Below are 13,640 nucleotides of genomic sequence, written 5' to 3' on the forward strand. Positions count from 1 at the left end.
AAATCCTCACTGAGCCGCCAGGACGACCGCAGCGGTCACCAGCAAATTGATCAGGGTCAGTGGCAAGCAGAACTTCCAGCTGAAATCCATCACCTGGTCATAACGCGGACGAGGGATCGAAGCACGCAACAGGATGAACAGCATGATGAAGAACGCGGTTTTCAGGGCAAACCACATGAACGACAGTTGCGGCAGGATATCGAACGGGCCATGCCAGCCACCGAAGAACAGGGTCACCAGCAGCGCCGAGATCAGGATGATGCCGATGTACTCACCGACGAAGAACATGCCCCATTTCATGCCGGCGTATTCAATGTGGTAACCGTCGGCCAGTTCCTGTTCCGCTTCCGGCTGGTCGAACGGGTGACGGTGAGTCACGGCGACGCCAGCGATTAAGAAGGTACAGAAGCCGAAGAACTGCGGAATGATGAACCACAGGTGATCGGCCTGGTACTTGACGATGTCGCCCATGTTGAACGAACCAACCTGCACCACGATGCCCATCAGCGACAGGCCGAGGAACACTTCGTACGACACGGTTTGCGCGGAGGCACGCAAGCTGCCCAGCAGGGCGTACTTGTTGTTCGATGACCAACCGGCGAACAGCACCGCATAGACCGACAGACCGGCCATCGCGAAGAAGAACAGCAGACCGATGTTCAGGTCGGCGACCACCCAGGTCTGGGTCACCGGGATGACCGAGAACGCGATCAGCAGCGCGCTCATGGCCACCACCGGCGCCAGGGTGAAGATCACCCGGTCGACAAAGGGCGGGTTCCAGTCCTCTTTAAAGAACATCTTCAGCATGTCGGCAGCAATCTGGAACATGCCGAACGGACCCACGCGGTTCGGCCCGTAACGGTCCTGCCACCAGCCCAGCAGACGGCGTTCGACGAAACTGAGCAGCGCGCCGCAGACCACCACGGCGAGCAGCACCACGATGGCCTTGACGACGGCTATGATCGAGTCGATCACTTCAGGGGTGAACCAGGTCATTGAGCGGCCTCCTGCAGTGCGTCGACGGTTTTGCCGAACAACGCCGGAGGAATGCCCGCCAGACCGGACGGCAATGCCACCATGCCTGCGCCCAGTTCTTCACTGATGCGCAGCGGCAGACGCAGTGTCTGTCCGGCAACACTCAGGCTCAGCAGTGCGCCGTCGTTGACGCCCAGACGGTCCGCTTCGGACTTGGCCAGCGCCACATACGCCTGAGGAATGCGCTCTTGAACCGGCGCGGCTTTGGAGGAAGTCTCCTCGCTGCCGAACAGGTGATAGAACGGCACGACCTGCCAGGTTCCTTGTGCAGGGGAGAAGGCACGCGGGACATTGGCGAACCAGCCCAGCTTGTCGCCGCTGCTTTCGATCAGGCGCACGCCCGGATCGCCGGCACGCAGGTGACCACCGACTTCGTCCTGGAACTTGTTCCACGCCTGTGGCGAGTTCCAGCCCGGCGACCAGGCGAACGGCACCTGGGAGCGGGGTTCGGCAGAGCCCGAATACCCTTCCATCGAGAACGCGAACGCAGTGTCTTTGTCCTGCGGCGTACGCGGTTCGTGGACGCTGATGTTGGCGCGCATGGCGGTCCGGCCGCTGTAACGCAGCGGCTCGCGAGCCAGTTTCAGGCCCTTGATGCGGAACGCAGCAGACGGCGCAGCACCGACGATGCCGGCCAGTTGCGGATTGCTGGCGGCGCAGGCGGCAGTGACGTGGTCGAGCTGAGTCCAGTCAACCGGCTGATTCAACAGGGTAGCGCGCAGGGCATGCAGCCAGCGCCAGCCTTCGTGAACCAGAATGCTTGCGTCCAGGTAAGTTGGATCAAAGACCTGGAAGAAGCGCTGGGCGCGGCCTTCCTGGCTGACCAGCGTACCGTCGCCTTCGGCAAAGCTTGCAGCCGGCAGCACCAGATGCGCGCGGTCGGTGGTCGCGGTCTTCTGGTGATCGGCAACGATGACCACTTTGGCGGCCTTCAATGCTGCTTCAACCGTCGCCGCGTCAACGCGGGTGAACAGGTCGTTTTCCAGCACGACGATGGCGTCGGCCTGGCCCGAAATCACGGCCTGCAGCGCAGCGTCGACCGAGTCGCCACCGAACAGGGTCAGGCCCATGCTGTTGGCTTCCGGCACGATGAGGCTCAGCGAACCCTGCTTGTCGCGCAGCTTCAAGGCTTTGGCGATGTTCGCCGCGGCTTCGATCAGCGCGTTCGAGCCCAGCGAGGCGCCGGACACGATCAGTGGGCGCTTGGCGTCAAGCAACGCGGCGGCAATGCGCTCGGCCAGTTCCAGCGCTTCGCTGTCCAGACCGACAACGGCCGGTGCGCTCGGGTCGATGGCGTGGGCCACGGCGAAACCGATGCGCGCCAGGTCGTCGGGCGCCGCGTGCACGCACTCTTCGGCGATGTCGTCGAGGCGGGTGTCGGTGAGGCTGGCGATGAACAGCGGGTTCAACTCGTGCTGACCGATGTTCTTAACCGCAGCGTCGAGCCATGGCTGGACTTTCATCGCAGCGGCCATGTCTTCGGCTTTGTTCTTCACCGACTGACGCAAGCCGAGGGCCATGCGCGCAGCGGTCTGGGTGACGTCTTCGCCAAGGATGAACACGGCGTCGTGCTCTTCGACTTCACGCAGGGTCGGGATCGGCAGCGGGCTGTCTTTCAGCACTTGGGCGATCAGGCGCAGACGCTCCAGCTCCCCGGCTTCGATGCCCGAGTAGAAGTGCTCGGCGCCGACCAGTTCGCGCAGGGCGAAGTTGCTTTCCAGGCTGGCGCGGGGCGAACCGATGCCGACGATGTTGCGCCCGCGCAGCAGGTCAGCCGCTTTGTCCAGCGCAGCGTCCAGGCCCAGCTTGATGCCTTCGGCCAGCGGCTGGCGCGGACGGTCCGTGCGGTTGACGTAGCCATAACCGAAACGGCCACGGTCGCAGAGGAAATACTGGTTCACCGAACCGTTGTAGCGGTTCTCGATACGGCGGATTTCGCCATAACGTTCGCCCGGGCTGATGTTGCAGCCACTTGAGCAACCGTGGCAGATGCTCGGCGAGAACTGCATGTCCCATTTCCGGTTGTAGCGCTCGGAGTGGGTCTTGTCGGTGAACACACCGGTCGGGCAGACCTCGGTGAGGTTGCCGGAGAACTCGCTTTCGAGGGTGCCGTCTTCAACGCGACCGAAGTACACGTTGTCGTGGGCGCCGAACACGCCGAGGTCGGTGCCGCCGGCGTAGTCCTTATAGAAGCGCACGCAGCGATAGCAGGCGATGCAGCGGTTCATCTCGTGTGCGATGAACGGCCCCAGTTCCTGATTCTGGTGGGTGCGTTTGGTGAAGCGATAGCGGCGCTCGTTGTGGCCGGTCATCACCGTCATGTCCTGCAAATGACAGTGACCGCCTTCCTCGCAGACCGGACAGTCATGCGGGTGGTTGGTCATCAGCCATTCGACGACGCTGGCGCGAAACGCCTTGGATTCGTCGTCTTCGATGGAGATCCAGGTGTTGTCAGTGGCGGGCGTCATGCAGGACATGACGATGCGACCACGGGTGTCGTTCTCGTCGGTGTACTGCTTGACCGCGCACTGGCGACAGGCGCCAACACTGCCAAGTGCCGGATGCCAGCAGAAATAAGGGATGTCGAGGCCCAGCGACAGACACGCCTGCAACAGGTTGTCTGCGCCATCGACTTCGAGCGCTTTGCCGTCTACGTGGATAGTGGCCATGGTTCAAAGTTCTTCGTTGGCCCGGTGTCAGCGGGCGTGGCTAATGGAATCTCGGTGCCATCCGATTCAAACAGCCTCTCGGCGTCGTCGGATGCAGGGAAGGCGGCCTTGGGAGCCGCCGACCGTTTATCGTGTTATGCGCCGACCATGGTCGGACTGATGACCTGAGTGAGGTCGCCCGCACGTGCCGGTGCGATGCCTGCCTCGAATTCCGGCCGGAAATACTTGATCGCGCTGCCCAGAGGTTCCACGGCGCCCGGTGCGTGGGCGCAGAAGGTTTTGCCTGGGCCGAGGAAGTTGACCAACCCCAGCAGCGTCTCGATATCGCCCGGTTGACCCTGACCGTTCTCGAGGGCGCGCAGCATCTTCACGCTCCACGGCAAGCCATCGCGGCACGGCGTGCAGAACCCGCACGACTCCTGGGCGAAGAACTCTTCCATGTTGCGCAGCAGCGAAACCATGTTGACCTTGTCGTCCACCGCCATTGCCAGACCGGTACCCATCCGGGTGCCGACCTTGGCCACGCCGCCGGCGTAGAACTGGCAGTCCAGGTGTTCCGGCAACAGGAAGCCGGTACCGGCGCCGCCGGGCTGCCAGCACTTGAGCTTGAAGCCGTCGCGCATGCCGCCGGCGTAGTCTTCGAACAGCTCGCGAGCGGGCAGGCCGAAGGGCAGTTCCCACAGACCGGGATTCTTCACCTTGCCGGAGAAGCCCATCAGCTTGGTACCGTGGTCTTCACTGCCTTCGCGGGCGAGGGACTTGTACCAGTCGTTGCCGTTGTTGACGATGGCCGGGACGTTGCACAGGGTCTCGACGTTGTTCACGCAGGTCGGCTTGCCCCAGACGCCAACGGCGGCAGGGAAGGGCGGCTTGGAACGCGGGTTGGCGCGACGGCCTTCGAGGGAGTTGATCAGTGCGGTTTCTTCGCCGCAGATGTAACGCCCTGCGCCGGTGTGCACGATCAGCTCGAAATCAAAACCGCTGCCGAGGATGTTTTTGCCCAGCAGGCCGGCGGCTTCGGCTTCTTTTACTGCGCGGCGCAGGTGCACCGCCGCGGTGGTGTATTCGCCGCGCAGGAAAATGTAACCGCGGTAGGCTTTCAGCGCGCGGGCACTGATCAGCATGCCTTCGATCAGCAGATGGGGCTGTTGCTCCATCAGCATGCGGTCTTTCCAGGTATTCGGCTCCATTTCATCGGCGTTACACAGCAGGTAACGGATGTTCATGGATTCGTCTTTGGGCATCAGCCCCCACTTCACGCCCGTGGGGAAGCCAGCACCGCCGCGACCCTTGAGGCCGGAGTCTTTGACGGCCTGGACGATTTCGTCAGGCGACAGCGTCGCGAACGCTTTGCGTGCTGCGGCGTAACCGTCTTTCTTCTGATACTCATCAAGCCATACCGGCTCGCCGTCATCGCGCAGACGCCAGGTCAGCGGATGAGTTTCCGGGGCGCGGGTGATCAGGTTGGCGGGGCCGAAGGAAGTGATGGTCATACGTAACCCTCCAGCAGCGGGGCAACGCCCGCGGGCTGTAGATTGCCGAAAGTGTCGTCGTCGATCATGACCGCCGGCGCCTTGTCACAGTTGCCCAGGCAGCAGGCCGGCAACAGCGTGAAGCGGCCGTCGGCGGTGGTCTGGCCCAGGCCGATGCCCAGCTTGCTCTGAATCTCGCCGACGATGTCTTCGTGACCGGCGATGAAGCAGACCATGCTGTTGCAGACGCGAATGATGTGGCGGCCCACCGGCTGACGGAAGATCTGGCTATAGAACGTCGCCACGCCCTCAACGTCGCTGGCAGGGATGCCCAGCACCTCGCCGATCGCGTAAATCGCGCCGTCCGGCACCCAGCCGCGTTCTTTCTGGACGATTTTCAGGGCTTCGATGGACGCCGCGCGCGGGTCCTCGTAGTGATGCATTTCGTGCTCGATGGCCGAGCGCTCGGATTCGCTCAGGGCGAAACGGTCTGTCTGGATAAGCGTGCTGTTCATGCTTAGCGGTCCACGTCGGCCATAACGAAATCGATACTACCCAGGTAAGCAATCAAGTCCGCGACCATGCTGCCTTTGATCACCGAAGGGATCTGCTGCAGGTGCGGATAGCTTGGGGTGCGAATCCGGGTACGGTAGCTCATGGTGCCGCCGTCGCTCGTCAGGTAATAACTGTTGATGCCCTTGGTCGCTTCGATCATCTGGAAGGATTCGTTGGCCGGCATGACCGGGCCCCACGAAACCTGCAGGAAGTGCGTGATCAGGGTTTCGATGTGCTGCAGGGTGCGTTCTTTCGGCGGCGGCGTGGTCAGCGGATGGTCCGCCTTGTACGGCCCGGCCGGCATGTTGCGCATGCACTGCTCGATGATCTTCAGGCTCTGGCGCATCTCTTCGACGCGGACCATGCAGCGGTCGTAGGCGTCCCCATCGTGAGCCAGAGGCACTTCGAATTCGAAGTTCTCGTAACCCGAATAGGGACGTGCCTTGCGCAGGTCGAAGTCCAGACCGGTGGCCCGCAGGCTCGGCCCGGTGACGCCCCATTCCAGCGCTTCCTTGGTGTTGTACGCGGCAACGCCAACGGTACGGCCTTTGAGGATGCTGTTCTGCAGGGCTGCCTTGGTGTACTCGTCCAGACGCTTGGGCATCCAGTCAATGAAGTCCTTGACCAGTTTCTCCCAGCCGCGGGGCAGGTCGTGGGCAACGCCGCCGATGCGGAACCAGGCCGGGTGCAGACGGAAACCGGTGACGGCTTCGATCACGGTGTAGGCGCGCTGACGGTCGGTGAAGGTGAAGAACACCGGGGTCATGGCGCCGACGTCCTGGATGTACGTCCCCAGGAACAGCAGATGGCTGGTGATGCGGAAGAACTCGGACATCATGATGCGGATGACGTTGACCCGATCCGGCACGGTGATGCCGGCCAGTTTCTCGACCGAGAGCACGTACGGCAGGTTGTTCATCACGCCGCCGAGGTAATCGATGCGGTCGGTGTACGGAATGTAGCTGTGCCAGGACTGACGCTCGGCCATCTTCTCGGCGCCACGGTGGTGGTAACCGATGTCCGGCACGCAGTCGACGATCTCTTCACCGTCCAGCTGCAGGATGATGCGGAACGCACCGTGGGCCGAAGGGTGGTTCGGACCCAGGTTGAGGAACATGTAGTCCTCGTTGGTGCCGGAACGCTTCATGCCCCAGTCTTCCGGACGGAAACGCGCCGCTTCCTCTTCCAACTGCTGCTTGGCGAGGGTCAGGCTGTAGGGGTCGAATTCAGTGGCACGGGCCGGGAAGTCCTTGCGCAGCGGGTGACCTTCCCAGGTCGGCGGCATCATGATGCGGGTCAGGTGAGGGTGGCCCGGGAAGTCGATCCCGAACATGTCCCAGACTTCACGCTCGTACCAGTTGGCGTTTGGCCAGATGCCAGTCACGGTCGGCATGCTCAGGTCGCTTTCGGACAGCGCGACCTTGATCATCACGTCACTGTTACGTTCGATCGACATCAGGTGATAAAACACGGTGAAGTCGGCGTCCGGCAGCCCACGGCGCTTGGTGCGCAGGCGTTCGTCGACGCCGTGCAGGTCGTAAAGCATCACGTACGGCTTGGGCATCTGACGCAGGAAGGTCAGGATTTCAATCAGCCGCGCACGTTGCACCCACAGCACAGGCATGCCAGTGACGGTGGACTGGGCGCTGAAGGCTTCAGCGCCAAAACGGTTATGGAGTTCAACGACGACTTCTTGGTCGTCAGCCTTGTGAGGCGGGATGTACAGAGCGGTGTCTGCAGTCATAGGTCTCGATCGCTATCGGTCAACGTACAGAATGAACCCAGGTTCAGGCTTCTTTTTGTAAAAGAAAAACTGGATCAGACTTCGTCGGGGCTGCGCAGGTTGGTCACCGCAATACGCTGTTCGCGGCGCTGTTCCTTCTGCGACGGCATCTCGGCGCGATAAACGCCCTGATCACCGACGACCCAGGAAAGGGGACGACGCTCCTGGCCGATTGATTCCTGCAACAGCATCAAGCCTTGCAGAAATGCCTCTGGACGGGGCGGGCAGCCGGGCACGTAAACATCCACAGGGAGGAATTTATCCACGCCCTGAACCACGGAATAGATGTCGTACATGCCACCGGAATTGGCACAGGCGCCCATGGAGATGACCCACTTGGGCTCCAGCATTTGCTCGTAGAGTCGCTGGATGATCGGGGCCATCTTCAGAAACGGTGTGCCGGCGATCACCATGAAATCCGCCTGACGTGGCGATGCCCGGATCACTTCGGCGCCGAAGCGCGCGATGTCATGGGGCGCGGTGAAAGCGGTGGTCATTTCCACATAGCAGCACGACAGACCGAAGTTGTACGGCCAAAGGGAGTTCTTGCGACCCCAGTTGACGGCACCATTCAGCACGTCTTCGAGCTTGCCCATGTAGATATTTTTGTGGACTTGGTCTTCTAACGGATCGGAAACGACTTCGCGTTCGCCGATGGGGTACTGCTCGTTAGGAGCATCCGGGTCGATCCTGGTGAGATTATATTGCATTGCCAAAGCCTCATTGTTTTAGCTTCGCCTGCCGGTTACGACGACCAACGGGAGCCCAATCGAGCGCCCCTACCCGCCATAGGTAGACAAGACCTGCCAACAGAATTGCTATGAAAACGAGCGCTTCGGCGAAGCCGGTCCAGCCGCTTTCGCGGACGGACACAGACCAGGCGTACAGAAAGAGGGCTTCAATGTCGAAAATCACGAACAGCATCGCGACCAGATAGAATTTTGCCGAGAGCCGCAGACGGGCGCCGCCGGTAGGCAGCATGCCGGATTCGAACGGTTCGTTTTTGCTGCGGCCCCAGGCTTTGGAACCCAGCAGGCTGGAAAGGCCGAGCATGAAGGCGCAGAGGCCTACGACACCAAGGAGAAACACGGCGAAGCCCCAATTGTGGGCAATCAATCCTGTCGAGTCGGGCATGCTGGCAGTCCTTAACAGAGAGCAAAGGTCTCTGGGCTTGGAAGAAGTAGAAGCAGTGACGATATGTCGCAGTGCGATCAATTCCGGGATTTTATGTGCAAAAGGAGGGCAAGTAAATTTTCTGCATCAAATTTATTCGCAGGATTAATGAGATAGGTCACGGTTTTCATGCTTAGCCCCAGCAGGGGCGGGCGTCGAGGAGGGTTTCGAGAAATATGTATCTTACGACGGAGCGGCAGTTCGGCCTGGCTTAAATGATAATAAATATCATTTGGAAGGCTTGTTTGATGTGTGTCACTGGAACGTGACGAAGTTCCGTTTAATTAGCCGAGACAATAAGTCGGTAATTGATTGTGTGGTTAATTAACGTTTGTGCGCTGATTTGAGTTGTCTATCGTCAATAGTTGACTGGCTACGTAGGTTAAGTCAGTCATTGTCAGCAGACAGCCGCCCGGAGGCGGCCTCTGACTTCATACAGTGTAGTGGCTTAATGGAATTGTTCTTCTTCCGTCGAGCCAGTCAGTGCCGTCACTGAAGACTTGCCGCCCTGAATGACCGTGGTCATGTCATCGAAGTAGCCGGTGCCCACTTCCTGCTGGTGCGCCACGAACGTGTAACCCTTGGCCGCGTCGGCAAACTCTTGTTCTTGCAGTTTCACGTAGGCGGTCATGTCGTTGCGGGCGTAGTCGTGCGCCAGGTTGAACATGCTGTGCCACATGTTGTGGATGCCGGCCAGGGTGATGAACTGATGCTTGTAGCCCATTGCCGACAGCTCGCGCTGGAACTTGGCGATGGTCGCGTCGTCCAGGTTCTTCTTCCAGTTGAAGGAAGGCGAGCAGTTGTAGGACAGCAGCTGATCCGGGTATTCCTTCTTGATCGCTTCGGCGAAGCGACGGGCCTCGTCCAGATCCGGCTTGGCGGTTTCGCACCAGATCAGATCGGCATACGGCGCGTACGCCAGGCCGCGGGCAATCGCCTGGTCCAGGCCGGCGCGTACTTTGTAGAAGCCTTCCGGCGTGCGGGTGCCGGTCACGAACGGCTGGTCATACGGGTCGCAGTCCGAGGTCAGCAGGTCTGCCGCGTTGGCGTCGGTGCGCGCCAGAATGATGGTCGGCACGCCGGCAACGTCAGCGGCCAGACGTGCGGCGACCAGTTTCTGTACCGCTTCCTGGGTGGGCACCAGCACCTTGCCGCCCATATGGCCGCATTTTTTCACGGAGGCCAGTTGGTCTTCGAAGTGCACGCCGGCAGCGCCTGCCTCGATCATGCTTTTCATCAATTCGTAAGCGTTGAGCACGCCGCCGAAACCGGCTTCGGCGTCGGCCACGATCGGCGCGAAGTAATCGATATAGCCTTCGTCGCCCGGGTTTTTACCGGCTTTCCATTGGATCTGGTCGGCGCGACGGAACGAGTTATTGATCCGCTTGACCACGGTCGGCACCGAGTCCACCGGGTACAGCGACTGATCGGGGTACATCGATTCGGCGGAGTTGTTGTCCGCCGCGACTTGCCAGCCAGACAGGTAGATCGCCTGGATGCCGGCTTTGACTTGTTGCACGGCCTGGCCACCGGTAAGGGCGCCCATGCAGTTAACGAAATCCTTGTCGGGACGGAAGGAAGGCTTGGCCCCCTGGGTCACCAGGTTCCACAGCTTGTCGGCACCCAGTTTTGCAAACGTGTGTTCAGGCTGAACCGAGCCACGCAGGCGGACGACGTCAGCAGCGGAGTAGGTGCGGGTTACGCCTTTCCAGCGTGGATTCTGGGCCCAGTCTTTCTCGATGGCTGCAATTTGTTGTTCGCGTGTCAGTGCCATGGGGTAAACCTCGTTGCTTGGTGTTGTGGGTCTTGAGGTGAAGCTCCTTGCTTCGCCGGCGCCGCGTGTTTCTTCAAGGCGCACTGATGGCTGCTCGCTGAATCGGAAAGCATGGATTCTCGGTCAGATTTTTTCGCCCTCAGGATGATGAGGGGATGAAGCTGCCTTGTGGGCGGAAATGACGCTAATCGGCACGAACATGCTGAGTTCGAGCGCGATCAAGAGGCGTTCTGCGCGACCTCCGATCAGCGGGAGCGAGGCCATCATGCCTCGACGATTTAGCCTCGTCAAACACTTTGTAGTGCTTTTTTGGTTGTACTACATAATTCATCGAATGCGACTTGGCGGTCAGTTTCGGGCGTGCGGGGGCTGGGGCGGGGAAGTCAGCGTAGATACTGGGCGGTCACGGAATTAAAGCAGGATGTAGTGTCTGTTCAGGCACTACATAATTGGCGGTATCTAACCGGAATAGCACGGATGGCCACGGTCCATGTGGGAGCGAGCTTGCTCGCGAAAGCCTTGTGTCAGCCACCAGAAAGCCATTGGCTGAACCGGCCTCTTCGCGAGCAAGCTCACTCCCACAAGATTTGTGCAGTGGCCAGCACACCATGGGGCCTAGCGTCGTGATAACGAGCGGTTCCCCTCAATCCAGGCTATCGACCTTCACCCGCAGCTGCATGTCGTTGCTGCCTTGTGTCGAGTAGCGTCGGACGACGCCGCGCTCGTCGGCGCGAGATTGGTCGCTGGCGCCGGCCAGCGTGATCCACTCACCCAGCCGACCACTGACTTGCGTGTCGGTGCTCTGCACCTTGATCGCGTCGGCCTGTTGCTGACTCATGCGATCGTTGTTGGTGCTGATGCTCAAATGGACGATGTCGCCGGTGACTGTCGCCGTGACATAGAAACCCTGGGTCACGTTACGGTATTGCGTGTTGGTCTGCGGGTAGCCGTAGCCATCGGACTGCACCGAGGTGATCGGTATGCTCTGGCCCATCTGAATCAGCGCCGGCGTGCCTTCATTGGCCTGAACCTGTTGCACGCCACCCTCGCGGCTGGCGGTGCCGTAATTCTGGATGCGCGTGCGGCCGTCGGCACTGAGGCGTCCGTCCTGCGAACGCACGGTGCCGTTGACCGAGTAACCCTGATCGCTCTGTACCGTGCTGTCACTGGTGTCGACGCTGATCATCAGCCGTTTTGGCGCGGTGTCGAGTTGGCCGAGAAGGTCGCGCAGTTCACTGATTTTGTCCGGTTCGGCGTTGACGATCAGTTTGTTGCCATAGGCATTGACGCTGCCTTCGTTGCCCAGAAACGACTTTACGGTGGGCAGCAGATCGTCGCTGGTGCGGTAATTCAGGGGGATGACTTCAGTGGCGGCCGCGGCCGTGAAGCTGCAAGCCAACAACAGTGAAGCGAGCAGGGTGCGTAATGACATCGATGTGGTCTCCGCGAGGGGCGCGTCTGAACGACGAGTTTGCCAGTTTGTCGGCCTGGGCAGCACCAAGTTGAATCGCAGACAGCAAAACGCCCCGGTGCTTTTGTTTCAGCTTAGGCAGCTGAAGCGCGAACGCCGGGGCGCAACTGTCGCCAGGTGCAATCAGTGCGCGTTGCGCACCATGTCCACGTGGGGCAGGCCGGCCTCAAGAAACTCGTCGCTGACCACGGTAAAGCCGAAGCGCTCATACAGCGCCGTCGCATGAACCTGTGCGCTGAGCCGCGTCTGTTTCAGGCCGCGGCGTTCGGCTTCGGCGAGGATCGCGGTGATCAACGCCTCACCCACGTTCAGGCCGCGCCAGTCCTTGAGCACGGACAATCGGCCGAATTCACCATCGGGCAGCAGGCGCGCAGTGCCCACGGCGTAATCCCCTTCGAGCGCCAGAAAATGCAGGGCGCCTGCATCTTCCGAGTCCCATTCCAGTTCGGGCGGAACCGACTGTTCAAACACGAACACGGCGTCACGAATGCGCCGAATGTCGGCGTTGTCTTTCTGCCAGTCGGCTACCCGTACGTGGATCTTATTCATCAGCAAACCCCAGACTTCCTTGTTTGACCAGCTCACAGAGCAGGTTACGTCCATCGTCATCTGCCAGCCATTGGCCCAGATTGTCGATGTGCAGCGCATCGGCCGCGCAGATCATTTTCAGCAGTTCACGCAGATGGCCCGGCAACAGACGGCTCTGACCGCTGGCGAACAGCAGCAGGTCGTCGTCGACCTCCGACCACGCCAGTCGCGCGCTCGGGTTGCGAGTTAGCACGGCGCCTTGTTCAAGACTGTCGAGCAGATCGCTCTCGGCCAATTCGGGGCCGACCACCAGCTCGGGATAACGGGGCTCGGTCATGAACTGGCCGAACCAGGTCAGCAGCAGGCGCTCGTCACCCATGTGCTCGGCCAGCAAGCCCTTCAGACGGTCTAGGGCATCGTGTTGAATCTGGTGCGGATCGCTGACCGGCTGCGCGTCGGCGTCGGTGTAGCGTTCTTCTTCAGGCATGAACTGGCTGAGGAAGTCCGTGAAGTGGGTCAGCACTTCGGCGGCGCTTGGGGCGCGGAAGCCGACCGAGTAGGTCAGGCACTCATCCACCGCGACGCCGCAGTGCGCCAGACGTGGCGGCAGGTAGAGCATGTCGCCCGGTTCCAGCGTCCATTCGTCGGTACCTTGGAAGTCGGCCAGGATACGCAAGTCGGCGTGCTCAAGCAGTTTGCTTTCGGAGTCGCACATCTGGCCGATCTGCCAGTGACGCTTGCCGTGGCCCTGCAGCAGGAACACGTCGTAGTTGTCGAAATGCGGACCCACGCTGCCGCCGGGTGCGGCGTAGCTGATCATCACGTCATCGATGCGCCAGCTTGGCAGGAAGCGGAAGTTTTCCAGCAATTCGCTGACTTCAGGCACGAACTGATCCACGGCTTGAACCAGCAGGGTCCACTCGCGCTCCGGCAACTTGCTGAATTCGTCTTCGGCGAACGGGCCGCGACGCAGCTCCCACGGACGCTCACCTTTCTCAATCACCAGGCGCGATTCAACTTCTTCTTCCAGCGCCAGACCGGCCAGTTCGTCGGCGTCGATCGGGCTCTGAAAATCCGGGATGGCCTGACGGATCAGCAAAGGTTTCTTCTGCCAGTAGTCACGCAGGAACTCGCGCGCTGTGATACCACCTAGGAGCTGAAGAGGGATGTCAGGATTCAT

General features: G+C 60.7%; 11 protein-coding genes. All 11 read right to left on the reverse strand.

What is annotated here, in order from left to right:
• Nucleotides 1-6: 6 nt before the first annotated feature.
• Entirely contained in the window at nucleotides 7-996 is a 990-nt protein-coding gene (gene nuoH, locus FX982_RS15030; protein ID WP_172611452.1) for an NADH-quinone oxidoreductase subunit NuoH, read from the reverse strand.
• Entirely contained in the window at nucleotides 993-3,704 is a 2,712-nt protein-coding gene (nuoG, locus tag FX982_RS15035) for an NADH-quinone oxidoreductase subunit NuoG (RefSeq protein WP_172611453.1), read from the reverse strand. Before nuoG ends, nuoH begins: the two co-directional genes overlap by 4 nt.
• A gap of 134 nt (nucleotides 3,705-3,838) precedes the next feature.
• The gene (nuoF, locus tag FX982_RS15040) at nucleotides 3,839-5,197 is read right to left on the reverse strand and encodes an NADH-quinone oxidoreductase subunit NuoF (RefSeq protein ID WP_122536329.1); all 1,359 of its coding nucleotides are present in this window, start codon (nucleotides 5,195-5,197) and stop codon (nucleotides 3,839-3,841) included.
• Nucleotides 5,194-5,691, reverse strand: coding sequence for an NADH-quinone oxidoreductase subunit NuoE (gene nuoE, locus FX982_RS15045; protein WP_074892019.1), 498 nt, complete (start codon nucleotides 5,689-5,691; stop codon nucleotides 5,194-5,196). The genes nuoF and nuoE overlap by 4 nt, the downstream gene beginning before the upstream one ends.
• A 2-nt stretch (nucleotides 5,692-5,693) precedes the next feature.
• Complete coding sequence (gene nuoC, locus FX982_RS15050) at nucleotides 5,694-7,475, reverse strand: NADH-quinone oxidoreductase subunit C/D (RefSeq protein ID WP_122536330.1); 1,782 nt, start codon at nucleotides 7,473-7,475, stop codon at nucleotides 5,694-5,696.
• 74 nt (nucleotides 7,476-7,549) lie between these two features.
• On the reverse strand, nucleotides 7,550-8,224 hold the full coding sequence (locus tag FX982_RS15055) for a NuoB/complex I 20 kDa subunit family protein (RefSeq protein ID WP_065989126.1): 675 nt from the start codon (nucleotides 8,222-8,224) through the stop codon (nucleotides 7,550-7,552).
• Between the two features lie 10 nt (nucleotides 8,225-8,234).
• Complete coding sequence (locus FX982_RS15060; protein ID WP_037008823.1) at nucleotides 8,235-8,648, reverse strand: NADH-quinone oxidoreductase subunit A; 414 nt, start codon at nucleotides 8,646-8,648, stop codon at nucleotides 8,235-8,237.
• Between the two features lie 487 nt (nucleotides 8,649-9,135).
• Entirely contained in the window at nucleotides 9,136-10,461 is a 1,326-nt protein-coding gene (aceA, locus tag FX982_RS15065; RefSeq protein ID WP_172611454.1) for an isocitrate lyase, read from the reverse strand.
• A gap of 643 nt (nucleotides 10,462-11,104) precedes the next feature.
• Nucleotides 11,105-11,893: a secretin N-terminal domain-containing protein gene (locus FX982_RS15070; RefSeq protein WP_172611455.1), complete on the reverse strand. Its 789-nt coding sequence runs from the start codon at nucleotides 11,891-11,893 to the stop codon at nucleotides 11,105-11,107.
• Nucleotides 11,894-12,055: 162 nt separating this feature from the next.
• Nucleotides 12,056-12,481 carry a GNAT family N-acetyltransferase gene (locus FX982_RS15075; RefSeq protein WP_172611456.1) on the reverse strand — a complete coding sequence of 142 codons (426 nt, stop codon included), beginning with the start codon at nucleotides 12,479-12,481 and terminating at the stop codon, nucleotides 12,056-12,058.
• The gene (locus tag FX982_RS15080; RefSeq protein WP_172611457.1) at nucleotides 12,474-13,640 is read right to left on the reverse strand and encodes a ribosomal protein uL16 3-hydroxylase; all 1,167 of its coding nucleotides are present in this window, start codon (nucleotides 13,638-13,640) and stop codon (nucleotides 12,474-12,476) included. Before FX982_RS15080 ends, FX982_RS15075 begins: the two co-directional genes overlap by 8 nt.

The organism is Pseudomonas graminis (genome assembly GCF_013201545.1).
GTDB lineage: Bacteria > Pseudomonadota > Gammaproteobacteria > Pseudomonadales > Pseudomonadaceae > Aquipseudomonas.

Coding starts and splice junctions, on each gene's coding strand:
- nuoH (WP_172611452.1), bottom strand. CDS start 996: ATGACCTGGTTCACCCCTGAAGTGATCGACTCGATCATAGCCGTCGTC.
- nuoG (WP_172611453.1), bottom strand. CDS start 3,704: ATGGCCACTATCCACGTAGACGGCAAAGCGCTCGAAGTCGATGGCGCA.
- nuoF (WP_122536329.1), bottom strand. CDS start 5,197: ATGACCATCACTTCCTTCGGCCCCGCCAACCTGATCACCCGCGCCCCG.
- nuoE (WP_074892019.1), bottom strand. CDS start 5,691: ATGAACAGCACGCTTATCCAGACAGACCGTTTCGCCCTGAGCGAATCC.
- nuoC (WP_122536330.1), bottom strand. CDS start 7,475: ATGACTGCAGACACCGCTCTGTACATCCCGCCTCACAAGGCTGACGAC.
- FX982_RS15055 (WP_065989126.1), bottom strand. CDS start 8,224: ATGCAATATAATCTCACCAGGATCGACCCGGATGCTCCTAACGAGCAG.
- FX982_RS15060 (WP_037008823.1), bottom strand. CDS start 8,648: ATGCCCGACTCGACAGGATTGATTGCCCACAATTGGGGCTTCGCCGTG.
- aceA (WP_172611454.1), bottom strand. CDS start 10,461: ATGGCACTGACACGCGAACAACAAATTGCAGCCATCGAGAAAGACTGG.
- FX982_RS15070 (WP_172611455.1), bottom strand. CDS start 11,893: ATGTCATTACGCACCCTGCTCGCTTCACTGTTGTTGGCTTGCAGCTTC.
- FX982_RS15075 (WP_172611456.1), bottom strand. CDS start 12,481: ATGAATAAGATCCACGTACGGGTAGCCGACTGGCAGAAAGACAACGCC.
- FX982_RS15080 (WP_172611457.1), bottom strand. CDS start 13,640: ATGAATCCTGACATCCCTCTTCAGCTCCTAGGTGGTATCACAGCGCGC.